This window comes from Actinomycetospora sp. CA-084318 (assembly GCF_050955885.1).
In the GTDB taxonomy this organism is placed as follows: domain Bacteria; phylum Actinomycetota; class Actinomycetes; order Mycobacteriales; family Pseudonocardiaceae; genus Actinomycetospora.
Genome location: NZ_CP192098.1, coordinates 2,915,782 through 2,940,152, shown reverse-complemented (window position 1 = coordinate 2,940,152; position 24,371 = coordinate 2,915,782). Strand labels below are relative to the sequence as shown.

The window sequence follows — 24,371 nt, the reverse complement described above, 5'->3', positions numbered from 1 at the left end:
CTGAAAGCCCAGCGGCACCAGGGGCCCAACCGTCTCATTCGAGTAAGCCGAGTAGGGTCCGCCAATCGGTGTGCGGGGCGATCTTGTTGAAGGCGGCCATGTCCGGCCAGCGCCCCTGGAACACCTGGCCTCGCTTTGTGGTGTCGACGATGTCGACCGTGAGCATCTCGGCGATCTCTTCGTTGGAGATGCCGGGAGTCGAGAAGCTGACTTCGAGCACCTTGCCGATCTCGTTGAAATAGCTTTGCCTGAACCGTCGCTGGAACTGGCGCTGCGGGAGCTTGTAGGCGTAGCCCTTCACGACTGGGCCAGGGCCGTCGTGGACGAGTCGGAGCCAGCCGATGGCCTGGCCGTAAGGGAAGTGCCCGATCTGGCTTCGAAGCTGTTCCTGCAGGATCGCGAAGTGACGCTGCTTCGATTCCGCTGGCAGGCCATCGGCGTAAGGATCAACGGCAGCCCAGGCTTGGGCGTCGAGCTCCGCGAGCTCGTTGTGCCAGCGCTCTGGCGCAACGCGGTAGATCGCGATCTCGAAGAGCGGCTCACCCCACGAGCTACCGATGTTCTTCATCGCGGGCGTTTCTACCGCCTCCAAGCCTCCCGGCACTCCGTCGAGGGATTTTAGGGCGCGCTCCCGGTAACCCTGAGACCTGAACCTTCTCAGGCTCTTCCTGGGTCTTCGGGTGGGCTCGCGGGGCCATGACTGCGGCGCCGAGCGCGGTTTGCCTGGTGCGGCCTTCGCCGCAGCTCGTCGATCGGAGACGAGTCAGCGCCCGCCGAGAGCGTCCTGATACTGCTTGGCCGCGTCCGGGTCGAGGTTCTTCGTGACGCGCACGAGCACGGGGCCCGACAGGTAGTCGTACTCGGCCGCGAGCGGCGTCTGCTTCGCCAGGCCCTGGATGTAGTCGTATCGGCTCTTGGCCTCGTCCTCGGAGGCAAAGACCTCGACTTTGCCGCCGTTGTCCGTCGAGAGCTGGTCCGGGTTCTGGCTGTCCTTCGGCACGCGGGAGTCGGTGAAGATCGCCGCGGAGGTGTATTGGCCTGGACGGCCGAGGAGCTTGTTCGGGGCGTTCTGCGCGGTGATGACCTGGCCCGGCTTCGCGGTGCCGATCTTGGCGGTGAGGTCCGAGACGATCTGCTGGGCGGTCTGAGGCGGCGGCGCATCGGGGGTAGACGAGCAGCCGGACAGGAAGAGGGCGACAGCGAACGCAGCGATCAGGACTGCGGCGCCGCGACGTGAGGGGAGCTTCACCGTGGGTACGTCTCCAGAGATCCCTCAGTCGTTACTCGTCCTCGGTGTCCGGATGCCCGCAGCGAAATCCTTGATCACCCCAGGTCAGCTAGGGCCGTGCACCCGCCATGGTGCAGGCTTCCTCGACCTGCTGTCCGCCCCCGACCTCGTTAGCCAAGCCATTCTCGAGCTCCTCTCGGCTACTCGGTCCGGCGAGTGGGGCGAGTCCGAGAGCACGCATTCCTCGGCCGGGACGACCCGCGGACCTTCGCTTGACTTGCCTCGTGTCGGTGTCAGAGGTGCTCTCGTGCCCGGCGTGCAGTGGCCACCGAGAGGCCGAGGGCACTGAGCCCGGCCGCCGCGAGCCCGATGTGAAAAGGGTTCACTCCGCTTCCAGGGCCGTCGCCGGCTTCGACCCCGCCGACGGGGAAGCGCGCTGCGCCGCCCACCTCTGGAACCGGCGACGTGGTCGCGTCGGCCGGCGAGAGCGGGCTCATGGCATCGTCGAGCTTGACACCATGGCCTGCGGCGGAGAACCAGGCGGCCGTGGTGGAGGGCGGTGGGTTCCCGGGGCTGTTGCCGGGGAGTCCCGGGTTGCTGGTCGACCCGCTGTCAGTCGGGGTAGGGCCGGGGATGGTGCCGCCATTGACCGGGGGCGGGGTGGGAGGCGAGCCAGGCGTGACCGGCGGGCAGAACGCCTGCGCGGCGGCTCGCGCGTGGGTGAGTTGTGCGAGCGCGGCTGTGGCGATCCGCTGGGCAGGGTCGAGCTCGGCGCGGCGCTCGAGGAGGTTCGATTCGAACACCGCCAGCAAGCGGGCGCTTCCGCTCACCCCCATCTCCGCCAACCGGACCCGATCCCGGGCTTCGGCGATCTCGCGCTCCCAGATCAGCTGGCCCACCGGATCCGATACGAGGTCACCGGGTATCGACGACTTTGGCGGCGGAACCGTAGCCAGCAGCCGGTCGAGCCGGCTCTGCTTGTCCGACAGTTCCTTCTCCGCGGTCGCCACGTTGCGGGTCTCGGTGCGCACATCGTGCTCCGCGTCGGCCAGCGCCTTCCGCGCCGCTCGCAGCGCCACGTCGGCCCGGGCGTGCGCGAGCTCGGCCTCCCTCAGAGCTGTCTGGGCATCGCGAACCTCCACGCAGTCCGTGCTCACGCCTGGCGGCAGCACGATCGGGGCAGGCCTCACCGGCTGAGTCCCGATCGGCGCGCCCGGCCGGGTCGGGAGGCTCTCGCAGGCGAGCCCGTCGTCGTCGGCGTCGAGCCCGAACGGGTCGGCCGGCGCATAGCGCTGATACACCGCCTGGGCGTCCTGCTGATAGGTGAAGTCGGTGCAGTTGACGTCCCCCGGAGCCGCCGAGGCGACCCCCGTCGAGGGGAACACGCCCAGGAGCGCCAGCCCTGTGATGCTTGCCGAGGTCCACACCCGCCGGCCCGCCACCAACCGCCCCACGCGATCCCCTTTGTCCGCTCTGTGACCTGTTGGTCACCTGATCGTGAGCAAACCCGTCAACGTTTCAGCCCGAACCGAGCACGGACGAATCGCCGTCCACCTCGCTCCCTCCTGGTCACGGCCGCCCTCCCGCCGCCCCGCGACGCCAACTGACGGCGGGTTGCCGGGCGACACGCTGCTCCTCGGTCTCCCTCGCCGGCGCCCAGCGGGACCCGGACATGCACCGCCACGGCGACGCCGGCGCGAGGCGGTGGACCGCGGGTCATGGCGCGGTCCCGGTACGGGCGCTCGATCGGGTGAACTGCGCCGAGACCGGTAACCGCAGCTGGGATCGCTGCGACACCGTGGCCGGTAGATCCGACTCGGGGGTGGGTCATGGCGGGGACTGCTGTGCGCGCGGGGCTGGGGGCGGTGACCGCGCTGCTGCTGGCGGCAGGGATGTTCACGGCTTGCTCGGGTGTGCCGTCGGAGGCCGGAGAGCTGTGTGGGCGCCTCGATGGCGGAGTTGTGCCGATTCAGGCGATCGGGCAGATGCCGGGCGCGGACCTCGACCCGAACGGGACGTTGGCCCGCGCGAGGGACGCGATTCGGTCGACCTGCCCGCAGCACGAGGCTGCCGCCGCTTCCGCGGATGCGGTGCTCGGGCTGGCTGGGGCTCCGGAGGCGACGCCGCCGGTGGCGCAGTCGATCGAGATGCGCGTGGAGGGCACCGCGTCCCGCGCGCAGGTCACGTTCGGCGCCGGCGGATCGAATGGCGGCGGCGACCTTCAGAGGCTGCCGTGGTCGCGCACCGTGACGGTGACCACGCAGGACGTGGTGACCTTGTCGGCGGTGACGCCGACGGGCAGCAGCGGCGCCGTCGCGTGCACGATCACCGACACCGCGACCGGCGAGATCCTCTCGCGGCAGGTCCGCGAGTCCGGGGGCGGTTCGATGGGCTACGCGTCGGTGGTGTGCTCATCCGGGCAGTTCGCCGGCCCGCGGACGGTTGACCCGCCGCTGGCGACCACGACCGCGGCGAAGCCTACGACGACGACGCCGACCCGGAAGACCCGCGATGCCGCCGACGCCGAGTCCGACCGGATCAAGTCCTGCATGGTGAAAACCGGGCAGACCGAGGCGCAGTGCCGCGACCGCCGCGGCGAGTCGAAAGCCGTGACGGACTCGCGTGCAGTCGGCGGGGGGCTCGCCGCTTGCATCGACCAGACCGGGATGACGGAGGCGCAGTGCCGCGCCGCCTCCGCCGCAGGGTTAGGTGGCTGACCCAGGTCCGGTGGCAACACCCACGCTGCACCTTGGGCGCGCGACGACGAACGGGGCGTGCGAGACGCACCTCCTCCCCTCCGACGGCGCCTCACCTGCCACTCGCCTGCGAAGCGGCGACGTTGGTCAAGAGCACGTAACAGATCTCTGTCCAACGATCGATGCTGCTGACGAGCCGGCCGGAGCCGGAGACCCCCTCGGGAAGGCGCCGGACATGCATGCTTCGCTCGCAGTGAGCGCACGGTGACCCTTCGACCGACGGCGTGGTTCAGGAGACTCGCGGACGTTCCCGGCGCGGGGTATGCGGGGAGCCCGGGCGTCGACAGGCGACGACTTCCCGGCCACAACTCCGTACCCGAGGTCGACGCGGAGTGGGACAGCCTCTTCTGGAACGACCGCACGAGCGAGTCACCCGCTTCGGAGTACTCCTCGCATGAGGACACCCGCATGTACAGCGCCGACCAGATGGTGCAGCACGTTCGTGAGGCAATCGAGCTCCCTGGCACGCCCGAGGACTATCACTTCATCCTGCAAGGCGGGATCGAGCACCTGTGGCGTCTTCGAGCCGAGAGCACCAGCAGCCTCGAGATGCTCGAAGAGTTCGCGCTGCTCGATCTGCAGCTGATCGAGGCCGCTCCTTGGAGCGTCGAGTGGTCTGACGGAGCCGACGGCACGAGCTTCGTCTCGCTTCCCGGCCTCGACCGCTTCATCGTGTTGTTGGAACGGGAGGGTGCGCACTGCGAGGCACTAGCGATCGCCGAGCGCCTCGCCAAGTTCGACAACACCAAGCGCCTTGAGCGCCTGCGTGAACGGGTAGCCACCCTGGACAGTTTCGCGTGACACCGCACCCCATCCCGAGCTCCTCCTATCTGGAGGAGGCGTTTGTACGTTGGGTCCTCACTCCGGCGACCACTGACTCGATCATCCCCCGAATCGAGCCACAGGCCGCCGTCGAGCGTGACGGTCGCTCCTACCGCATCGACTACGTCATTCATGGTGCAGCCATGCAGGTTGCCGTCGAACTCGACGGCTTCCAGTTTCATTCTTCGAAGAAGGCCTTCAGCTACGACCGCGTGCGCCAGAACGATCTGTCGGCCCTCGGCTATACGATCCTGCGCTACTCCTATGAGTCGGTCCGTCTGGACACCGCACGGTGCGTGCAACAGCTGCAGGCCGTGCTGCGCAACGATCCGCTCCTTCGCCGCAGTCTGGTGCTCAACCCCGACGTGATCGCGCCAGATATGATCACGTCACCTCTGCAAGCCGCCGCCCCGCCATCCAGCAGCGCACCCAGCACAGACACCTTCTTCGCCACCGCCCGGGCACTCCTGGACCGACGCACCCTCCGTCCCTGCCAGGACGACGCGCTTACCTCGCTCGTCAACTACTTCACCAACGGAGGACGCAAGGCCGCTTGTGTCATGTCCGTTGGCGCCGGGAAGACTGCGCTCGGGGTGGCGGCCTCCTTCGCTGGCGCCCATCGTCGCGCCCTATTCGTCACACCGGGCTCGGTTATCCGGGGCACCTTCGACGCAGCCCTCGATCCCCATAACAGTCGCAACGTCCTCTATGCCCTGCCCTCCGGCCCGATGATCCCGGGATGTAGGCCGCCACGCGTGGCGGTCCTCGACGCTGATGAGGGCCCGATCCGTCACGTCACAAGAGAACGACTTCTAGCGAGTGACATCATTGTCACCAACTTCCACTCCCTAGGGACAGGGCAGGACCCGCAAGACCTCCTCGCAAAACTTGAGCCACAAGACGTCGACTTCATCGTCGTCGACGAGGCCCACATCGCCGCGGCGGAGTCCTATCAGCGGCTCTTCGCACGGTTCCCGAACGCACGATGCCTCCTCATGTCGGCCTGCTTCACCCGACTCGACGGCAAGCCCATCGACGCCGACGTCGTTTACCGCTACCGCCTCATCGACTCCGTCGACGACGGCCACGCCAAGAACCTCCGAGTTCACCGCTTCGATCCAGACGCGGCCCGCACCGTGTACGAGATCGCCTGGCCTGACGGACGACGCGAGGAAGTCGTCGGCCGCGAAGCGGTCCTGCGCGTCCTGCACGACGAGCGCCGCCTAGCGCGGATCACAGTCCGGTCAACCGAATCGGTCCACCGCCTAATGTCGATCGTCCGGCGATGTCTCGACGCTCAGGAGGACCTCCTCTACCCGGTCAAACCCCGGGTCCTGTTCGCCACGCTGGGCGAGAAGCACGCAGAGCAGATCTCGCAGATCGCCTCCGAGCACGGCATTCCTTGCGCCTCACTGCACCACAGCATGACGACCGCGACGATCCGGCGCGTCATGGATCGTTTCGAACGCGACTCGGGCGACCTGAAAGCGATTGCGCAGCTCAAAATGCTGGGACAAGGCTACGACTTCCCACCGATCACGATCGTCGTGCCCATGCGACCCTACGGATCGTTCGGGGAGTTCTATCAGTTCGTCGGTCGCGGTGTACGAACGATCAACCACCCTGCATTGACCGGTCGCGTCACCCCTGAGCAGCAGTATCTCGACCTCGTCTTCCATGCCGAGCTCGGACTCGACCCGCACCTCGATCGCATTCGAGACGAGAACGACATGGACCCAATCGTCCTCGCCACCGACGACGCTGCTACCACCTCCCAAGACACTGTGGAGGACCCCGATGCGAGCACGTACGGGCTTTCGGGCGTCGACACGGTGAGCCACCCCGACGCTCTGGTGCTGCTCGAATGCGGCCGCACCAACCAACACATCGTCTACGACGAAGACCGCGTCGAGGCGCGACGCGAGGAACGCGAACGTGAAGCCCTCGCCCAGCGGTACGCGGAATATGCCGCCAGCACCGCCAGTCCCGCGACGTTCGAACAGTTCGTGGCCGTCATCAGGAGCGCTCGTGGCTGACCAAACCATGTCCGAGGTCGCGACCGCGGCCACCGTCGAAGTCCTGCTGGCTTGGGAGAATGCCCGCGACAAGAGCAGCCAGTTCTACGAGACCGACCAGATGATCGCAGCCGCTCTCGACGCCGCCTGGCACGGGCGCCCCGTCATCGCGGTCCGACCCGACCCTGCCGGGCGACGAAACAAGGACGCCATCGAGGTCCTCGGGCTACCGCCAGGTCACGAGCCTGCGCTCGAGCAGCACTACGCCCTCGGACAACAGCAGCGCCGCGGCGCTTGGTACATCCCCGACAACCTCTCGATCAAGCCGTGGGGCGCTGCGTTGCCGACCCACCTCTCCTCCACGCCTCGGCACGCGCTCACGCTCGCCCATGACATCTCAGCCAGCCTCGATGCCAGCACCACATCCGCAGCAGCCGTCTGGCTGTGGAGCACCGTCGAGCCCACACTCGAACTACTACTGCGCCCCATCACGATCTGGGCCGGCGAACGGGCACTACTTCGCGGCCACGACGACGCGCAAACCGGTTGGACCACCCTTATCGCCGACCTGGAGCGACTCGGACTCGGTCTCCACGAGGACGCCGCGTCCTTCGCCCTGTCCCGTTGGGCCCGAACCAACCGAGCAGATCAACAGCAAGCCCGCCTGACCTACCTCGCCGCGCTCCGAGCAACCGATCCCGTCGACGTTGCCCGACGCGTACGAGCATCGCGTACCCAAGACCTCCTCGCGGCCCTAGCCAAGAAGACCAAAGGCAAGACCCAAGCGCCCCTCGCGCGGACTGCCCTGACCAAGAACCTCCAGCCGACACTGTCCGCCTACTTCGGCGGAAGCTGGCTGGACCTGCTCGACTACGCCGACCTGCACCCACATCCCAGCGAAGAACTGATCACGGCGCTGCCCGAACCAGCGCTGCTGGTCAACACCAACCACGTGGCCGTCGACCACATCGCCCAAGCCCAGAATCTGGCCGCCGATGACGTCGAGGCGATCCTCGCCGCCTACCTCGGCACCAAGCCGCGGCAACAGTCGCCAATCGACGAGCGCCTCGACGCGCTCAAGCGATGGTGGGCCGATTTCGACAAGATTCACGCCGCGCAAAGCCCCGGAATGCCCGAGCTTTACGGGCTCATCGACGACGGTCTGCCCCTGGTCACCTTGCACGGACCGGCCCGCCCCTGGGCTCGTGCCTACCGGGCCTTCCTTTCCGCCGAGACCATCTCCGAGGTCAACCGGCTCTGGGACGGTCTGACACTGCCGCAGTGGCCCGAGAACATCGTCAGCGAGCCCCACCCTCACCGGTTGATGGCAGACGCACTCGGCCCGGCCGCCCGGTTCTGGCACGGAGTCGCCCTCACCGCCTGGTACGAGACGCAGAACGAGTACAGCCGGAACACCCTCGACGAGGTGGCCGAGGCCTTCCGTGCCGACCTCGCCGCACTCGATGAACTCGGACAGGGGATCGACCCGACCCTCTTCAACGACCTGCGCACAGCCCAGGCCGCCTTCGGCGAGCCTCGCAAAGTCCGCGGCGCCATGACCACACGGACCCTCGGCGACGGCCGCACCGTCGAGCACTGGACCGGAAGCTGGGCACGACGCGACGGGTTCGAACGCGCACGCGACGTCATCACCCGGCATCGCAGGGCCTGGGCCGACACCCACCTCGCCGACTACTTGGCAGCGAGATGGCGCCAGGACCTGACTCAGGCCGTCAACAGCTTTCACAAACACCTCGCCGTCAAGGGCAAGGCACCGACCTTCAAACAATTCTCGAAAATGGCGGCGTCCGCCGCGAACCGATGGTTCAACGGAGACCTCTCTGGCATCTACCGGGCCATGGGCGAGAGCGCCCCGCACACCCCCCGCCGTGTTGACGAGCTCCCCGTCGACGCCCTCGACTTCGCCGTCGCCGTCTACGTCGGACTGGGAGGGCAGTTCGTCGACAGCTCCTACGAATCAATCAGCCATTATGGCCAGGACGAGTATCACCGGATGTGGGAACTGTCGACCCTGGCAAACAAGAGCGTCGTCTACGTTCAGCTCCGCGAAGCCATGGGCGAGACCCCTGAACCCAAGCGCATCGTTAAGAACGACATTTGGACGGCGATATGGCCTGGCGGCCTCGAGGAGGGTTGGCCGATCTTTACTCAGTACATCGACGGCCTGCGAGAAGCCGATGCTCGGGACTTCCCGCGAGCGGCAGACCTCATCGAGAGCGCGACTCCCGAGGACGAGGCGCTGCTCGATCCGACCAAGCCGGACGGCTCCAACGTCGTCAGGGTTTCCTTCGGGGGCGCTTCATCGCCCCGAACTGGCGGGCACCGGACAGCGCCGGGTACGCGTACCGCGCCCGACCTGAACTAGGACTCCGCGTCGGAGACGAGGTGCTCGTAGAAAACGAGTGGAGCAACACACCGGAGGTCGCCACCGTCGTGGCGCTGACCAGGGGCGACACCGGATACGACGGCCCTCTGAAGAAAGTGCTCAGCCGCTCGACGAAAGCCTAGGACGACCAACAACACCACCGACCTCCCTCACCCGCACATCGCTTCCGCGCCTCTGCGTCCCACCGCGCCCTCCAACAGGAGATTGCCGCGGCGCCGGGACGGTTATGACGGCAGTCAGGTGAGCCAGTGGGTGGGGTTGGTGGGGTCGAAGGTGCGGGCGGCGTCGATGTAGGGGTCCATGGAGGCGCGGGAGCGCCAGCGGCCGTGGCGTTGGACGTCGCGTTCGGGGACGCCGGCGGCGATGGCTTCGGTGGCGAACCCGCGGCGGAGGCTGTGTCCGTTCCACAGGTCTGCGTCCTCGAGCCCGGCGGCGGCGGCGCGGCGTTTGATGATCTCGGCGATCGAGTTGCGGTGCAGTCCGCCGGCGCGGGGGCGGCGGCCGTAGCGGTCGATCCCGCGCCACGCGGGACCCTCGAGGATTCCGTGGGAGCCGAGCAGATCGCGCCAGCGGGTCCAGGCCGCACCGGCGTCGAGCAGCGTCGATTCGCCGCTCCCCTCCCCCACCACTGATTCCGGGGAGGGCGCGGCGATGCCGACGGTCGTGCCCGCGCCGTGCTGGTCGGTCTTGGAGCGGGACAGGTGCACCGACAGTCCATGGTCGGAGGGATGCAGGTCGTCCATCTGGAGGCGGGCGAGGTCGTCGGTGCGCAGCGCCGCCTTCCACCCGATCAACAGCAGGGCGTGGTCGCGGGCGTCGGCGAGAACCTCGTCGGGCCGCAGCAGCCGCAGCACCTCGACCAGCGGCTCCCGGCGGGCCGCAGCGCGGCGGCGGGTGGGGGCGACGCCGGGGTGGCGGCGGATGCCGGTGATGGTGCGGCGGACTGCTTCGGCCTGGACGGGATTGTCGAGCTGCGCGGTCTGGTGCACCACCGAGATCGCCGCCAGATACCCGGACAACGTGCCCGGTCGGAGCCCGTCCCGCTCACGCACCTGGCCGGCCACCACCGAGCTCGACGGATCCGCCGGGGTCGCGGGCCGCCACACCGGGGCGAGGTCGGCCAGGAACCGGGCGACGGTCAGCGGATCGGCCGGCATGGCCCGCTCCCCCGCGGCGGCGCACCAGGTCTCGAAGCGGCGCCACTGCCGATCGTAGGCCGACCACGTGTTCGCCGCCCGGGCGCCGCGGGCGTAGGACTCGGCGCGCGCCGTGAGCTCGTCGCGATGCTCGACGAGCTCCCCGGAACCGTCCTCGTAGAGCTCCGCGGCGGTCACCGGAACAGCCTCTCAGCCCCGAACGACGGCGTCGGGGAGGCGCGCCGCGCCTACCGGGCAGATACGGCGGTTGCGCACGGTTGGTGACGTCGAGCGGGAGAAACCGTCCGGTCGGTTCCACGGACGGGTTACGCTGATCGAGCGACGGGCGTCGGCACCGGCCGCCGTCGGGGGACGGCCGGGCCGGTGCCCGTCGCGCGTCCCGCCCGGATCGGGCCCGGAACGTGAACGAGCCCGGGCCGTCAGGTCGGGGGTCTGACGGCGCCGGGCTCGCAGATGGATTCGCTCGCGGCGGCCCTGATGTTATCGAGCCGTATTGTGACGACGGTCACTGTGCAGGCGCACCCGAGTACGCCCCGAGGAACCGGTCGCGGAACGCCTCCATCGGCCAGGTCGGCGCCTCCGGCGTCGGGCGCAGGCCGGGGGTGAAGCCCCAGGCACCGACGCGGTCGAGCACCGCGGGGTCGCGGCTGAGGATCGACACCGGCACGTCGCGTCCCGCACCCGGCCCGGTCACGGTGAGCGCCGGCTGGTGGTCGCCGACGACCACCACGACCAGGTTCGGATCGGCCGAGCGCTGCACCCACGAGGTCAACGCGTCCATCGTGTAGGCCACCGAGCGGGCGTAGTCGGCGCGGACCTGCGCGTCCGTGCGCCCCACCGCGCCGGGGGCCGCCTGCGCGTGGAAGCCGGAGCCGTCGCCGATCGCGTCCCAGTCGACCATCCGCGGCAACGGCGTCCACGGCGCGTGGCTCGAGACCAGGTCGACCTCGGCCATCACCGGCCCCCGGTCCGCGCGGTCCAGTTCGAGACGCGAGAGCCGGTCCAGCACGACCTGGTCCGGCATGGACGCCCAGCCGAACGCCGGGCCCCGGTAGCCGAGGTCGTGCACGGAGTACGCCCGCTGGTAGCCGTAGAACCGGCCCTCCGGCCAGGCGCGGGTCGTGCCCGGCTGCATCGCGACCGTCTCCCACCCGGCGCGCGCGAAGGCGGCCGACAGCGTGAACCGGTCCGACGAGGTCAGCGTGAGGTAGCGCTGCTGGTTGTCCACCCGCAGACCGGAGAGCAGGGTGGCGTGCGCGAGCCAGCTGCCCGATCCGACCACGCTCGACGTCAGAAAGCCGCTCCGGGCGCCGTAGCCCGCCCCGTCGAGGCGGGCCTGTCCGGTGTCGAGGGCCGGGTCGACGGTGCCCGCCAGGCCCGGGTCGGTGAGCGCCGAGCGCCCGTAGCTCTCGACCACCGCGACGACGACGTCCTTGCCGCGCAGCGCGCCGAGCAGGTCCGGCCCGGGCGTGGCGGCCCAGGCGTCGGAGCCGGCCTCGGCCCGGAACCGCTCGGCGTCGGCGAGCGCGGTTCGGGTCCGGTCGACGCGGTCGACGGCCGCGGAGGCCGCGGTCGCCGCCGCGACCGGGACGCCCGGAGCCGCGGTGAGCCCCGCGACCGCCCCGACGAGCCACACCCCGGCCAGCGCCGCGAGCACCCGCAGCGAGCCCCGCCGGTGCCGGGCCGCCGCCACCGCGACGCGCCGCGCGGCGAGCCCGACGCCCCCGACGAGCACCACGGCGAGGACCACCGCCCCCACCAGGGCCGCGACCTCGGCCGCCGGGCCGTAGGTCGAGCCGACGAAGCCGACCCCGTCCTCGATCAGGGAGCTGTCCAGGATCGGGTCGAAGGGGCGGGCCAGCACCGAGACGAACCCGACGTCGAAGGCCGTGAGCACCGCCCCGAGCCCGGTCGCGACCCCCGCCACCAGCGCGAGCGGCCGACGCCACCGGTCGGGCAGGAGCAGCAGCAGCGCGAGCCCGGCGATCCCCTCGATCGGCAGCCGCAGGTAGGAGCCCCACACCAGCGCTGACGGATCCCGTGGGGCCGCGAGCGCGACGGCGAGGACCAGCACGGCCAGCCCGGTCGCCAGCCCCCGCCACCACGAGAAGTCCTTCCCGACGACGGGGGTGGTCCGCTCCGTCGGTCGGGAGTGGCGCGCCAGGTACTCCACGGACACCCCGAACGACCACACGAGCGCGGCCAGCGCGGCCCCGACCAGCGCCGCCTCCGCCCACCCCGGCAGGAGCCGGGTGCTCGCGACGACGAGCGCGACGCCCTGGAGGGCGGCGACGACCTTGGCCGAGTACCGGGTCGGGAGCTCCCCGCGTAACCACGGCCACACCCAGCCGGCGGCGACGAACAGGTAGCGCATCCCGCCGACCAGCAGCACCCACGGCCCGAGGTCGGCCGCCACGTGCACCGCGAGCAGGAGCAGCAGGAACGCGTCGGTCTCCATGTCGAAGCGTGCGCCGAGGTCGGTGCAGGTGTCCGTGCGCCGCGCGACCCACCCGTCGACGGCGTCCAGCGCGAGGGCGGAAACGGCGAGCCCGACGAGGACGGCGGTCGGGATGGGCCGACCTGCGAGGTGCTGGACCGCGAGGGCCGCGACGCCGGCGACGAGGACGAGTCGCAGCAGCGTCACGCTGCCCGCCGGGCCGAGCGAGCGGACGCCGCTGCGCGCCAGCAGGGCGGTGCCCAGGACCAGCACGAGGAGCCCGCCGAGCAGGCCCACACCGCCCAGGCTCGTCGTCGTCCGGAGGACCGCGAGCAGGCCCAGACCGAGCGCACCCGCCGTCGTCAGCTGGACCGCGAGCGGGGGGCCCGGCAGCGGTCCGGGGGTCGCTGCAGGGGTCGCGTCTGTTCCGGACATGGATGACCATCCTCCCGGAACCCGTGTCCGAATCGCGTTGGAGGAACCCTGTACTCCGCCCGCTCGTTCCGCGTGCTCCGTCCTGGGGAGAGCGCGATCGTCGACGTCGACCTCCCGCCGCCCGGACCCGACGACGTGGTGGTGCGGACCCGCTGGTCGGCGATCTCGCGGGGCACCGAGCTGCTCGTGTACCGGGGCGGGGTGCCGGCCGGGCAGGCGGAACGGATGCGTGCGCCGTTCCAGGTCGGGGACTTCCCCGGCCCGGTGACCTACGGCTATCTCGCGGTCGGCGTGGTCGAATCGGGGCCGGCGGAGCTCCTCGGCCGCGACGTGTTCTGCCTGCACCCGCACCAGACGCGGTTCGTCGTGCCGGCCTCCGCGGTGAGCGTGGTGCCCGACGACGTGCCCGCCGGCCGGGCGGTGCTCGCGGGCACCGTGGAGACCGCGGTGAACGCGCTGTGGGACGCGGGCCCGCGGGTCGGTGACCGGATCGCCGTCGTCGGGGCAGGCATGGTCGGGTGCTCGGTCGCGGCTCTGCTCGCCCCGATCCCGGGCGTGGAGGTGCAGCTGGTCGACGTCGACCCCACGCGGGCCGAGGTCGCGGCGGCGCTCGGCGTCGGGTTCGCGGCTCCGGAGGACGCGCGCGGCGGGTGCGACCTCGTGGTCCACACGAGCGCCACCCAGGCCGGCCTCGCCCGCTCGTTGGAGCTGCTCGGCGTCGAGGGCGAGGTGATCGAGATGTCCTGGTACGGCGACCGGCCGGTCTCGGTGCCGCTCGGCGAGGGGTTCCACGCGGGGCGGCTCGCGGTGCGGTCCAGCCAGGTCGGGATGGTCTCGGGGGCCCGCCGGGCCCGTCGCACCTACGCGGACCGGATGGCGCTCGCGCTGCGGCTGCTCGCCGACGACCGGTTCGAGGCGCTGATCACCCGCACCGTGCCGTTCGAGTCGCTGCCCGACACGATGGCGGACCTGGCCGCCGGGGCACCCGGGCTCGCGGTGCGCGTGCAGTACGGAGGCAGCTGATGTTCTCGGTCACGGTCCGCGACCACGTCATGGTCGCCCACAGCTTCCGCGGCGAGGTCTTCGGACCTGCGCAGGCGCTGCACGGCGCGACCTTCGTCGTCGACGCCACCTTCCGGCGCCGGGAGCTCGACGCGGACAACATCGTCGTCGACATCGGGCTCGCCACCACCGCCCTCGGCACGGCGCTGGCGGACCTGCGCTACCGCAACCTCGACGAGGTCGACGAGTTCGCCGGCGAGAACACCACGACGGAGTTCCTGGCGCGGGTGATCGCCGACCGGCTCGTCGCCGCGATCCACGCGGGCGAGCTCGGTGAGGGCGCCCGGGCGATCGGGACGGTCGCGGTGGAGCTGCACGAGTCCCACGTCGCGCGGGCGGGGTACGAGCGCTCGGTGTGAGCGTGCACATGGTCGTCCCCGACGACCTCGACGCGGTGCCCAGCGGCGGCAACGTCTACGACCGCCGGGTCCTCGCGCTCTCCGGGTGGCGCGAGCACCGCGTGCCGGTCGGGGACGCCGCCGCGCTCGACGCGGCGCTCGATGCCGTTCCCGACGACGCGTCGGTGCTGGTGGACGGCCTCGTCGGCGGCTCGCTCCCGGCCGTCGCCGCGGCGCACGGCGAGCGGGTGCGGCTCGTCCCGCTCGTGCACCTGCCCCTCGCCGACGAGCGCGGGCTCTCCCCCGCCCGCGTGCGGCGGCTGCGCGACCTCGAGACCGCGACCCTGCGCCACGCGAGCGCGGTGGCGGCGACGAGCCGGTGGACGGCACGGCGGCTGGCCGCGTTCGGGGTCGAGGCCGACCGGGTCGTCGTCGCTCCTCCCGGCACCGACCCGGCGTGCACCGCCCCCGGTTCGATGGTGGCCGGTGGGCGCCCGCGCCTGCTCTGCCTCGGGGCGCTGACGCCGACCAAGGGCCAGGACCTCCTCGTCGCCGCGCTCGCCCGGCTGCGCGACCGGGACTGGACCTGCGCGCTCGTCGGGCCGCTGTCGCGCGACCCCGGGTTCGTGGTGCGGCTGCGGGCGGCGGTCGTCGCGCACGGGCTCACGGACCGGGTGTCCGTGCTCGGCCCGCGGACGGGCGCGGCCCTCGACGCGCTGTGGGCGACGACCGACCTGCTCGTCGTGCCGTCGCGGACGGAGACGTTCGGCATGGTCGTCACCGAGGCGCTCGCGCGCGGTGTGCCGGTGCTGGCCGCCGACGTGGGCGGGATCCGCGAGGCGGGGCCGACCGCCTTAGTGCCCGCTGAGAACGTTGGTGCGCTCGCCGGAGCCCTGCAGGACTGGCTGGTGGATCCGGTGCGGCGGAGCGGGTGGAGACTCTCAGCCCACGGACGGCGAGGCACGCTGCTGCCGTGGACCTCGACCGTGGACCGACTGCGCCTCGCGCTCGACTGAGCGAACCCGGCTCCCCCGTCTGCACCCCGGACTGGCTGGCGCTGCGCGAGCCCGCGGACCACGCGGCCCGCTCCGAGACGCTCGCCGCGGCCCTCGACGACCGGCTCGCCGGGCACGACCTGCTCGTGGTGCGCGACCTGGGGTGCGGGCTCGGGTCGATGGGCCGGTGGCTCGCGCCGCGGCTGCGGGCGCGGCAGCAGTGGTTCGTCCACGACCGCGACGCCGACCTCGCACGGCGGGCCGCCCTCTCCCTCGCCTCCCTGCCGGTCCCGGCCACCGCCGTCGTCGGGAACGTGGCGGACGTCGACCTGACCGGCACGGACGTGGTGGTCTGCTCGGCCCTGCTCGACCTGCTCACGGCGGCCGAGATCGGGGCGCTCGCGGAGGCCTGCGCGACGGCCGGCGCGGCGGTGCTGTGCACGCTGTCGGTGTCGGGGCGGGTGCGCTTCGACCCGGCCGACCCCGACGACGCCCGGATCGCCGCCGCGTTCGACGCCCACCAGCGGCGGGACGGCCTCGCGGGCCCCGACGCGCCCGACCTGGTCGCCGACGCGCTCGCCCGCGCGGGATTCGTCGTCCGGCGGGAGCCGTCGCCCTGGCGCCTCGCCGGCGGGAGCGCGGCGGGCCGGCCGCTCGCGGAGGAGTGGCTGCGCGGCTGGCTTGACGCGGCGGCCGAGCAGGACCCCGACCTGGACGTCGACGCGTACCTCGCCCGGCGCCTCGCGGCCCCGTTCACGGTCGAGGTCGGTCACGTCGACGTGCTGGGGCTGCCGCGGTGAAGGTGGTGAAGCTGCTGGTCGGGGCGCTGCTGGTGGGCGCCGTCGTCGTGCACCTCGGGACGGGGCCGGTGCTCGACGGGCTCCGGGCGGTGTCGGTGGAGGCGGTCGTCGCGGCTCTCGGGCTGGGATTGGTGACGACGGCCGCGTCGGCCGCGCGGTGGTGTCTCGTCGCGCGCGGGGTGGGTCTGCGGCTCGGGTTCGGCCGGGCCCTCGCCGACTGCTACCGGGCGCAGTTCCTCAACTCGGTGCTCCCCGCGGGGGTGCTGGGCGACGTGCACCGGGCGGTCGACCACGGTCGCCGCAACGCGGACGTCGCACGGGGGGTGCGGGCGGTGGTGATCGAGCGGGTCGCGGGGCAGGTGGTGGTGATCGCGGCGTGCGCGGCTCTGCTGCTGGTGCTGCCCGGGCCGGTCCGGGACGTGGTCGACCCCGCCGCCGTGCTCGGGGTGCTCGCCGTCGTGGCGGCCGTGGCGCTCGGTGTGGTGCCCGCGCTCCGTCGCCGGTCCTCGGTGGTGGTCCCGGCGCAGCGGACCGGCTCGGCGGACGGATCGCGGGCCCACGGTGCTCTGGCGGCCCTCGGTCGGGACCTCCGGGCGGGCCTGTTCGCGCGGCGGACCGGGCCGGGCGTCGTCGTGCTGTCCCTGGTCGCGACGGCGGGGCACCTGGCGCTGCTCGCGGTCGCGGCCGGGCCCGTCGCACCGCTCGGGGTGCTGCTCCCGCTGCTGGCGTTGGCGCTGCTGTCGATGGGCCTGCCGGTCAACGTCGGCGGGTGGGGGCCGCGGGAGGCCGTGACGGCCGCCGCCTTCGGGGCGGCCGGCCTCGGCGCGGCGACCGGTCTGACGGCGGCCGTGACCTACGGCGTGCTGGCCCTCGTCTCGTGTGCGCCGGGTCTCGGGGTGCTCCTGCTCGGGCGAACGGCGTTGGCCCGTCCGGTGCAGCGGGAGGCGACCGGCACGCGGAACTCCACTCGCCTCACGTTTCGGACACGCCCCGCGTCAGTAGCGTGAGCGCGATGCTCATCCTCGTGCGCCACGGCCAGACGCAGGCGAACCGGCACGGGCTCCTGCTCGGGCGCGCCGACCCGCCGTTGTGCGAGGCGGGGATCGAGCAGGCCGCGGTCCTCGCCCGGGGGCTCCCGCGGCCCGCGCGGCTCGTCTGCAGTCCGTTGACGCGGGCCCGGCAGACGGCGGCGATGGTCGGGGTGCCGGTGGAGATCGACGACCGGTGGATCGAGATGGACTACGGCGCCCTCGACGGCGAGCCCGCCTCCGCCCTCGACCCGGCCGGGTGGCAGGCCTGGCGCGACGACCCCCACCACGTTCCCGCCGGCGGCGAGTCGCTCGCCGCCGTGGGCGCGCGGGTGCGCGCCGCGTGCGCCGACCTCGCGGCCGACGCGGCGACGGCGGACGTGATGGTGGTCAGCCACGTGTCCCCGATCAAGGCGGCCATCGCGTGGGCGCTCGGGGTCGGGGACGAGGTGGCGTGGCGGATGTGGGTCGAGGACGCGGCGGTGTGCCGGATCGACACCTCCGGCTCCACCCCGCGGCTGCTCGCCTTCAACGACCACGCCGTCCACGCGGGAGCGCTTCAGCCCCTGCGGTAGGTGCAGACGAGGGTGCCGGTCGCGGCGGTGACGGCCTGGACGAGCTCGAGACCCCGACTGTTCCCGCCGCGCGGGAAGATCGACTTGCCGCCGCCGAGCAGGACCGGCTCGATCATGAGGCGGTACTCGTCGACCAGGTCGGCGTCGACCAGCTCACGGACGACCGACGGGCTGCCCATGACGAGGAGGCGACCCTCGCCGGTGGGGACCGACCGGGGGTCGTCGATCACGGTGGAGTTCGCCCAGGCGCTCGCATCGGTCAGGGTGCGGCTCACGACGTACTTCGGGATCGCGTTCATCCGGTCGGCGAAGGGGTCGCCCGCCTGGGCCGACCACGCCGGACCCGACACCTCCCAGGTCCGGCGACCGAAGAGCATCGCGTCGGCCGAGGCCAGGGCGTCGTTCCAGGCCGCGCCCATGACCTCCGGGTCGAAGTACCGCATCGACCAGCCGCCGTGGGCGAACCCGCCGTCGCGGTCCTCGTCGGGGCCGCCGGGCGCCTGGACGACGCCGTCGAGGCTGGTGAAGGCGGTGACGACGATGTGCATGATGTGCTCCTCGGAGATCGTGGTCCACCAGTGCGTCGAACGGGGGCGACGGTCTTCGACAGTCGATCGGAGGAATTCGTGATCCTCTCGACCGAGCGCGACCCGCGGCTCGTGACGATGCGGCGCGGCGGCACGCTCACCGACGAGGACCACCGTCTCCTGGCGCTGTGGGCCGCGGTCTGCGCCGAGCACGTCCTGGGCCTCTTCGAGGACGTCCGTCCCGACGACCGCCGCCCGCGCGAGGCGATCGAGGCGATCCGCGCCTGGGTCCGGGGCGAGCTCCGGATGATGGAGTCCCGGGCCTCGGGTGGCCACGCGATGGGCGCCGCCCGGAACCTGCGCGGCGCTCCCCGCTTCGCGGCCTATGCGGCGGGCCAGGCGGGAGCGGTCGCGCACGTCGCCGAGCACGACCTGGGCGCGGCCGCGTACGCGATCAAGGCGGTCCGGGCCGCCGAGGGCGACGACGCCGGCCGCGCGGAGTGCGCGTGGCAGCGGTCGCAGCTCCCGGCGCCGGTGCGCGAGCTCGTGCTGTCCGACCAGCGACGACGCAACGACCTGTGCTGGGGCGTCTTCACCTGACGGCGCCTAGAAGGGTCACGGTCGCCTTCGCAGCAACACCAGCGGCACCACGTCCACGAGAGGCACACGAGGCAGGAATCCGAGGCCCGGACCCTGCCCCACGTCACCCTCGCGGCCCCGAGCCCCGCCCGTACGACAATCACGCCCGAGCGACTCCCGCGCACGACCCGTCGTCGGGAAGAATCATCCCCGATGACCGATACCACCGTCCGTGGGCCCGGCCGGCTCCACGGCGTCCTCGAGCGCATCGCCGAGGCCCGACGCGGCGACTCGTCGGAGACCCTGGCCGCGGTGTTCCTGCTGGTCGCGACCCTGCTCGCGCTGATCTGGGCGAACTCGCCGTGGGCCTGGACCTACGACGTGTTCTGGCACGGCCGCATCGCCATCTCGATCGGCGGGGTCGGCATCGACCTGGACCTGCAGCACTGGGTCAACGACGGCCTGATGGCGCTGTTCTTCTTCGTCATCGGCCTCGAGGTCAAGCGCGAGCTCGCGATCGGCGAGCTGCGCGACCGGTCGCAGGCGATGATCCCGCTGGCGGCGTCGATCGCCGGGCTCGCCCTGCCCGCGGTGCTGTTCCTGCTGCTCAACCCCTCCGGCCCGGCCGCGGGGGCCTGGGGCGTCGTCATCTCCACCGACACGGCGTTCCTGCTGGGCGCGCTCGCGGTGGTCGGCCCGGGCCGGGCGGAGCGGCTGCGCATCTTCCTGCTGACGCTCGCGGTCGCCGACGACGTCGGGGCGCTGGCGATCATCGCGCTCGTCTACACCGACGAGCTGCACTGGATCCCGCTCGCGGTCGCGATCGTGGGGCTCGCCGCGGTCTGGCAACTGCGCCGGCTGCAGGTCTGGCGCGGCGGCGCCTACCTGGTGGTCTCCCTGGTGACGTGGGTGGCGCTGCACGAGTCGGGCGTGCACGCCACGCTCGCCGGGGTGCTCATCGCACTGCTCCTGCCGGTCTACCCGCCGAAGCGCCGCGAGGTGGAGCGGGCGGCCGAGCTGACGCGGCGCTTCCGGCAGTCGCCGAACCCCGAGTACGCGCGCACGGCACGGCTGGGGCTCGACCGCGCGGTGAGCGTCAACGAGCGCCTCATGCGGCTCTACCAGCCCTACACCGCGTTCATCATCGTGCCGCTGTTCGCCCTCGCGAACGCCGGCGTCGCGCTCGACGGCCCGACCCTGCTCGCTGCGGCCACCTCGCCGCTGACCTGGGGCATCGTCCTCGGCCTCGTCGTCGGGAAGTTCCTCGGGATCAGCGGCGCGACGGCGCTCCTGCGACGGAAGCTCCCGCCCGGCCTGACGATGCCGCAGGTCGCGGGCGGCGCGGCGCTCTCGGGCATCGGCTTCACGATCTCGCTGTTCATCGTCGACCTCGCGCTCGACGACCAGCCCGAGCTCGCCGACCAGGCGCGGATCGGCGTGCTGGCCGCATCGGCGCTCGCGCTGGTCCTCGGCGCCGTCGTGTTCAAGGCGGCTCCGCAGCCGGAGGGCCCGTCGCTCGACCTGCTCCGCCCGGTCGACCCGCGCCGCGACCACGTCCGCGGCCCGGTCGACGCGCCGCTGACGATCGTCGAGTACGCCGACTTCGAGTGCCCCTTCTGCGGCAAGGCGACGGGCAGCATGCGACAGGTCCGCGAGCACTTCGGCGACCGGCTGCGCTACGTCTTCCGGCACTTCCCGCTCGACGAGTACCACCCCGACGCCCGGCAGGCCGCCGAGTTCGCCGAGGCCGCGGCCGAGCAGGGCCGCTTCTGGGAGGCGCACGACCACTTCTTCGCCCACGCCGACGCCCTCGACCGCGACAGCCTCTACGAGCACGCCGCCACGCTGGGGCTCGACCAGGAACGCCTCGAGGACGACCTCCGCGACGGCGACACGAGCAATCGGGTCGCCGACGACGAGATCGACGCGCGGGTCAGCGAGCTGCCCGGCACCCCGACGTTCTTCCTCGGGGTCACCGGACGGACGCCGCGGCGCCTGGAGGGTCCGCACGACGCCGCGACCCTCATCGCCGAACTGGAGGCGATGGAGGCCGCGGCGCGGCAGCGCGACTAGACCTGGGGCTCCCAGAACCGCAGCCACAGCGTCTGCGGGGCCCGGTTGAGCTCGGTGAGCACGTGCTCGGCCAGCGGCTTGTCGGTGTCGGTGACGACGTAGCCCTGCTCGCCCCGGGTGGACAGGGCCTGTCCGATGACGTTGGCCCCGCTGTCGGCGAGGAGCCGGTTGAGGCCGGCGAGAACGCCGGGCTCGCTGGAGTGCAGGTAGCCCATCCGGTAGGCGCCGGGCGGGTTCGGAGGCATGACCTCGGGCAGGTTCACCGACAGCGCGGTCGACCCGCCCCCGACGAAGCCCAGCAGCTTCGTCGACACGAAGTGCCCGATCTCCTCCTGCGCCTCGGCGGTGGAGCCGCCGACGTGCGGGGTGAGGATGACGTTGTCGAGGCCGCGCAGCGGGGACTCGAAGGCGTCGCCCTGGGCCTTCGGCTCGACCGGGAACACGTCGATCGCCGCGCCCGCGATGTGGCCGGACTCGATGTTGGCCCGCAGCGCGTCGTAGTCGACGACCATGCCGCGCGAGGCGTTGATGAAGATCGCGCGCGGCTTCATGGCGGCGAACTGCTCGGCGCCGAACAGGCCGGCGTTCCCGGGGCGGCCGTCGACGTGGAGGCTGACGACGTCGGCCTCGGCCAGCAGCTCCTCGAGCGAGCCCTTGCGCGCGGCGTTGCCGTGCGCGAGCCGGTCGGCGGTGTCGAAGAAGATGACGCGCAGCCCGACGGCCTCGGCGACGTTCGACAGCTGGGTGCCGATGTTGCCGTAGCCGACGATGCCGAGCGTGCGCCCGCGGATCTCGTGGCTGCCCTTCGCCGACTTGTCCCAGATGCCCTCGTGCATCCGCTGCGTCTTCTCGGTGAGCCGACGCGCGAGCGCGATGATCTCGCCGAGGACGAGCTCGACGACGCTGCGCGTGTTGGAGAACGGCGCGTTGAACACCGCGATCCCGCGCTGCGCGGCGGCGGCGAGGTCCACCTGGTTGGTGCCGATGCAGAAGCAGCCGACGGCGAGGAGGTCCTTGCCGGCGTCGAGCACCTCGGCGGTGATGGTGGTGTTCGAGCGGATCCCGAGCAGGGACACCCCCTCGAGCGCCTCGACGAGCTCCGGGCCGGACAGCGACCCGGGCCGGGCGTCGACCTCGAGGCCGGCGCGACGGAACGCCTCGGCGGCGGTGGGGTGGATGTTCTCGAGCAGGAGCACCTTCACCCGGAGCACCCTAGGCGCGTCCCCCGTCCCTGTCGGCCCCCTTCAGGGCAGCGCACGCCGCTGACCGGCGTAAAGACGCCGCGGGACGCGACGCAGGTCACGTTCCCCGGTCCCCGTCCCGACGACCGGTCGGGGCGGCAGATGCTCGACGATCATGACAAGCGGGTCCACCGCGGGCCAGGATGCCGCTCGTGAGCGAACCCGCTGGTGCTCCCGTCGTCGCCGTGGTCGGCGCCGTGCCCGGCACGGTCGCCGACGCCGCCGTCGCCGCCGTCCGGCTGGGGGCCGAGGTCCGGGTCGTCGGGACGGCGACCGACTCCCGCGCCCGCGACGACCTCGCCGCCGAGGGCGCGGACATGGGCGCGGTGACCACCGACGACCACCTCGACGCCGACCCGGTCCGGCACACCCTGGAGGCGATCGGGGGGCTGGGCGCGGTCCTGGTGGGGACCGACCAGTCGGCGGCGGTCGTGGCGGCCGCCGTGGGCACGGCCGCGCAGCGCCGCGTCCCCTGCGTGCTCGACCCCGACCCGGTCATCCCGACGGTGCTCGGCCTGCTCGACCTCGGGGCGGTCCTCACCCCCGACGAGGGCGAGCTCGCCGACCTGGTCCGGCGGGGCGCGAGCCCGGAGGCGGCGCAGCGCCCGCCCGCGGAGGCGGCCGCGACCCTGCACTCGTGGAGCACCGCACCCGTCGTCGTGACCCTCGGGGCGGACGGGGTGCTGCTCGCCGCGGACGGCCGGGTCCGGCGACTGTCGGCGCACCCCGTCGAGGTGGTCGACCCCACCGGGGCGAAGAGCGCCCTGCTCGGGGCGCTCGCGACCCTGCTCGCCGCCGGTGAGGACCTCGAGGACGCCCTCGGGGTCGCCGTGGTGGCGGCCGGGCTGGCGGCGGGAGCGGCCGGGGGCCGGACGAGCCTCCCGACCGGGGACGCGCTGCAGGCGGCGCTGGAGGAGTAGGAGCGGTCAGCGGCCGACCGGGACCGGCGCGGTGAGCACCGCCCCGTCCCGCAACACCTCGCGTGGCGACGTCGACCGGCCGCCGAGGGTCAGCCCGAGCATGCGGACCCAGCCGTCCCCGGTGGCGACGTCGACGTGCTCGTCGTCGACCCGCACCCGACCCGGCTCCGCGCACGCGGCACCGGGCGCAGCCGTGAGCCGCGGAATCCCGATCTCGCCCACCTCCGGTGCCGCCGCGCGGGCCGGGCCCCAGGGCGACGGGAAGGGCCGGTAGTCGAAGGCACGGACGAAGGCGAGGACGTCCGCCGTCGGCAGGCTCCAGGGAATCCACCCGTCCTGCGGGACCTCGCGGCCGTAGTAGTGCCGGTCGGCGAGGTCCTGCGGGGCGCGCGGGACGGCGGCGGGGTCGTCGTCGAGCCGGTCGAGCAGGGCGCCGACGAGCTCGACGCCCTCCTGCGCGCAGCGGGTCGCGACGGACAGGCCGGTGTCGCACGGGGTGAGGTCGAAGTCGGCCCGGGCGACGACGTCGCCGGTGTCGATGCCCGGCTCCATCCAGTGCAGCGTGACGCCGTGCCGGGGCGCGCGGTGCAGCACCGCCCAGCTCGGGACGTTCAGGCCGGCGTAGGCCGGCAGCGGCCCCGGGTGGAGGTTGAACGCGCCGATCCGCGGGGCCGCCAGCACCTCGCGGCGGACGATCGCCAGGGAGTGCACGTTGAGCAGGACGTCGACGCCCAGCGCGCGCAGCTCGTCGGCCAGCGCCGCGTCCCGCACCCGCCGGCCCGGGAGCACCGGGGCGCCCGCGCCGGTCGCGACCGCCGCCACGGAGCCGCGCGTCGTCGGCGACGAGTCGGTCAGGGCGCAGACCAGCTCGTGGTCACTCGCGACCACCCGCCCGACCGCCCGGGCCCCGGCGGCCTCCTCCCCCACGAATGCGATACGCGCCACGCCCGTCAGGATAAAGCAGACGAATCGGACG

Annotated in this window: 21 protein-coding genes; 13 read left to right on the top strand and 8 right to left on the bottom strand. The window is 72.3% G+C overall.

Going from position 1 to position 24,371, the window contains the following annotated elements; genetic code table 11:
- Positions 1-34: 34 nt before the first annotated feature.
- The 3 genes from ACQPYX_RS14260 to ACQPYX_RS14250 form a co-directional block, all read right to left on the bottom strand.
- Positions 35-568, bottom strand: a complete 534-nt coding sequence (locus ACQPYX_RS14260; RefSeq protein ID WP_433803550.1) for a hypothetical protein — start codon at positions 566-568, stop codon at positions 35-37.
- A 195-nt stretch (positions 569-763) separates the two neighbouring features.
- Positions 764-1,249: a hypothetical protein gene (locus tag ACQPYX_RS14255; RefSeq protein ID WP_433803549.1), complete on the bottom strand. Its 486-nt coding sequence runs from the start codon at positions 1,247-1,249 to the stop codon at positions 764-766.
- A gap of 272 nt (positions 1,250-1,521) precedes the next feature.
- Positions 1,522-2,682 (bottom strand): hypothetical protein, encoded by a 1,161-nt coding sequence (locus ACQPYX_RS14250; RefSeq protein ID WP_433803548.1) that lies wholly within the window; start codon positions 2,680-2,682, stop codon positions 1,522-1,524.
- Positions 2,683-3,093: 411 nt separating this feature from the next.
- Here ACQPYX_RS14250 and ACQPYX_RS14245 point away from each other — a divergent pair, with 411 nt between their 5' ends.
- The 4 genes from ACQPYX_RS14245 to ACQPYX_RS14230 all read left to right on the top strand — a co-directional run bounded on the left by ACQPYX_RS14245 (position 3,094) and on the right by ACQPYX_RS14230 (position 9,207).
- Entirely contained in the window at positions 3,094-3,945 is an 852-nt protein-coding gene (locus tag ACQPYX_RS14245) for a hypothetical protein (protein WP_433803547.1), read from the top strand.
- Positions 3,946-4,392: 447 nt separating this feature from the next.
- Positions 4,393-4,785, top strand: a complete 393-nt coding sequence (locus tag ACQPYX_RS14240; protein WP_433803546.1) for a hypothetical protein — start codon at positions 4,393-4,395, stop codon at positions 4,783-4,785.
- Entirely contained in the window at positions 4,782-6,842 is a 2,061-nt protein-coding gene (locus ACQPYX_RS14235; protein ID WP_433803545.1) for a DEAD/DEAH box helicase family protein, read from the top strand. The genes ACQPYX_RS14240 and ACQPYX_RS14235 overlap by 4 nt, the downstream gene beginning before the upstream one ends.
- Complete coding sequence (locus ACQPYX_RS14230) at positions 6,835-9,207, top strand: hypothetical protein (RefSeq protein WP_433803544.1); 2,373 nt, start codon at positions 6,835-6,837, stop codon at positions 9,205-9,207. The genes ACQPYX_RS14235 and ACQPYX_RS14230 overlap by 8 nt, the downstream gene beginning before the upstream one ends.
- Before the next feature lie 257 nt (positions 9,208-9,464).
- Here the strand turns inward: ACQPYX_RS14230 and ACQPYX_RS14225 are convergent, their stop codons facing one another.
- Positions 9,465-10,562 carry a tyrosine-type recombinase/integrase gene (locus ACQPYX_RS14225; RefSeq protein WP_433803543.1) on the bottom strand — a complete coding sequence of 366 codons (1,098 nt, stop codon included), beginning with the start codon at positions 10,560-10,562 and terminating at the stop codon, positions 9,465-9,467.
- Positions 10,563-10,890: 328 nt separating this feature from the next.
- Positions 10,891-13,257 carry a CDP-alcohol phosphatidyltransferase family protein gene (locus ACQPYX_RS14220; RefSeq protein ID WP_433803542.1) on the bottom strand — a complete coding sequence of 789 codons (2,367 nt, stop codon included), beginning with the start codon at positions 13,255-13,257 and terminating at the stop codon, positions 10,891-10,893.
- Between the two features lie 48 nt (positions 13,258-13,305).
- Here ACQPYX_RS14220 and ACQPYX_RS14215 point away from each other — a divergent pair, with 48 nt between their 5' ends.
- The 6 genes from ACQPYX_RS14215 to ACQPYX_RS14190 are packed head-to-tail and all read left to right on the top strand — an operon-like array spanning position 13,306 to position 18,055.
- Complete coding sequence (locus ACQPYX_RS14215) at positions 13,306-14,280, top strand: zinc-dependent alcohol dehydrogenase (protein ID WP_433803721.1); 975 nt, start codon at positions 13,306-13,308, stop codon at positions 14,278-14,280.
- The gene (locus tag ACQPYX_RS14210; protein ID WP_433803541.1) at positions 14,280-14,678 is read left to right on the top strand and encodes a 6-pyruvoyl trahydropterin synthase family protein; all 399 of its coding nucleotides are present in this window, start codon (positions 14,280-14,282) and stop codon (positions 14,676-14,678) included. Before ACQPYX_RS14215 ends, ACQPYX_RS14210 begins: the two co-directional genes overlap by 1 nt.
- The gene (locus ACQPYX_RS14205) at positions 14,675-15,673 is read left to right on the top strand and encodes a glycosyltransferase family 4 protein (protein WP_433803540.1); all 999 of its coding nucleotides are present in this window, start codon (positions 14,675-14,677) and stop codon (positions 15,671-15,673) included. The genes ACQPYX_RS14210 and ACQPYX_RS14205 overlap by 4 nt, the downstream gene beginning before the upstream one ends.
- Positions 15,631-16,452, top strand: a complete 822-nt coding sequence (locus tag ACQPYX_RS14200) for an SAM-dependent methyltransferase (RefSeq protein WP_433803539.1) — start codon at positions 15,631-15,633, stop codon at positions 16,450-16,452. Before ACQPYX_RS14205 ends, ACQPYX_RS14200 begins: the two co-directional genes overlap by 43 nt.
- On the top strand, positions 16,449-17,459 hold the full coding sequence (locus ACQPYX_RS14195; protein WP_230753081.1) for a lysylphosphatidylglycerol synthase transmembrane domain-containing protein: 1,011 nt from the start codon (positions 16,449-16,451) through the stop codon (positions 17,457-17,459). The genes ACQPYX_RS14200 and ACQPYX_RS14195 overlap by 4 nt, the downstream gene beginning before the upstream one ends.
- A 5-nt stretch (positions 17,460-17,464) precedes the next feature.
- Positions 17,465-18,055: a histidine phosphatase family protein gene (locus ACQPYX_RS14190; protein ID WP_230753079.1), complete on the top strand. Its 591-nt coding sequence runs from the start codon at positions 17,465-17,467 to the stop codon at positions 18,053-18,055.
- On the opposite strand, the gene ACQPYX_RS14185 is transcribed toward ACQPYX_RS14190, so the two are convergent.
- The gene (locus ACQPYX_RS14185; protein ID WP_230753075.1) at positions 18,040-18,603 is read right to left on the bottom strand and encodes a dihydrofolate reductase family protein; all 564 of its coding nucleotides are present in this window, start codon (positions 18,601-18,603) and stop codon (positions 18,040-18,042) included. The two genes, ACQPYX_RS14190 and ACQPYX_RS14185, sit on opposite strands and share 16 nt — an antisense overlap.
- A 78-nt stretch (positions 18,604-18,681) precedes the next feature.
- Between ACQPYX_RS14185 and ACQPYX_RS14180 the strand changes: the two genes are divergently transcribed.
- Complete coding sequence (locus ACQPYX_RS14180) at positions 18,682-19,182, top strand: putative immunity protein (protein ID WP_230753073.1); 501 nt, start codon at positions 18,682-18,684, stop codon at positions 19,180-19,182.
- 192 nt (positions 19,183-19,374) lie between these two features.
- Positions 19,375-21,234 carry a Na+/H+ antiporter NhaA gene (nhaA, locus tag ACQPYX_RS14175; protein WP_433803538.1) on the top strand — a complete coding sequence of 620 codons (1,860 nt, stop codon included), beginning with the start codon at positions 19,375-19,377 and terminating at the stop codon, positions 21,232-21,234.
- Here the strand turns inward: nhaA and serA are convergent.
- Complete coding sequence (serA, locus tag ACQPYX_RS14170; protein ID WP_433803537.1) at positions 21,231-22,436, bottom strand: phosphoglycerate dehydrogenase; 1,206 nt, start codon at positions 22,434-22,436, stop codon at positions 21,231-21,233. The two genes, nhaA and serA, sit on opposite strands and share 4 nt — an antisense overlap.
- Positions 22,437-22,627: 191 nt before the next feature.
- On the opposite strand from serA, the gene ACQPYX_RS14165 reads away from it, so the two are divergent.
- The gene (locus ACQPYX_RS14165; RefSeq protein WP_433803536.1) at positions 22,628-23,395 is read left to right on the top strand and encodes a PfkB family carbohydrate kinase; all 768 of its coding nucleotides are present in this window, start codon (positions 22,628-22,630) and stop codon (positions 23,393-23,395) included.
- 6 nt (positions 23,396-23,401) lie between these two features.
- Here the strand turns inward: ACQPYX_RS14165 and ACQPYX_RS14160 are convergent, their stop codons facing one another.
- A complete protein-coding gene (locus ACQPYX_RS14160; RefSeq protein ID WP_433803535.1) occupies positions 23,402-24,340 on the bottom strand; it encodes a methionyl-tRNA formyltransferase in 939 nt (312 codons plus the stop codon).
- Positions 24,341-24,371: the final 31 nt, after the last annotated feature.

Excerpts from the sequence above, each read along its gene's own strand:
- ACQPYX_RS14260 (WP_433803550.1), bottom strand. The coding sequence starts at position 568 with ATGAAGAACATCGGTAGCTCGTGGGGTGAGCCGCTCTTCGAGATCGCG.
- ACQPYX_RS14240 (WP_433803546.1), top strand. The coding sequence starts at position 4,393 with ATGTACAGCGCCGACCAGATGGTGCAGCACGTTCGTGAGGCAATCGAG.
- ACQPYX_RS14220 (WP_433803542.1), bottom strand. The coding sequence starts at position 13,257 with ATGTCCGGAACAGACGCGACCCCTGCAGCGACCCCCGGACCGCTGCCG.
- ACQPYX_RS14210 (WP_433803541.1), top strand. The coding sequence starts at position 14,280 with ATGTTCTCGGTCACGGTCCGCGACCACGTCATGGTCGCCCACAGCTTC.
- ACQPYX_RS14190 (WP_230753079.1), top strand. The coding sequence starts at position 17,465 with ATGCTCATCCTCGTGCGCCACGGCCAGACGCAGGCGAACCGGCACGGG.
- ACQPYX_RS14185 (WP_230753075.1), bottom strand. The coding sequence starts at position 18,603 with ATGCACATCGTCGTCACCGCCTTCACCAGCCTCGACGGCGTCGTCCAG.
- nhaA (WP_433803538.1), top strand. The coding sequence starts at position 19,375 with ATGACCGATACCACCGTCCGTGGGCCCGGCCGGCTCCACGGCGTCCTC.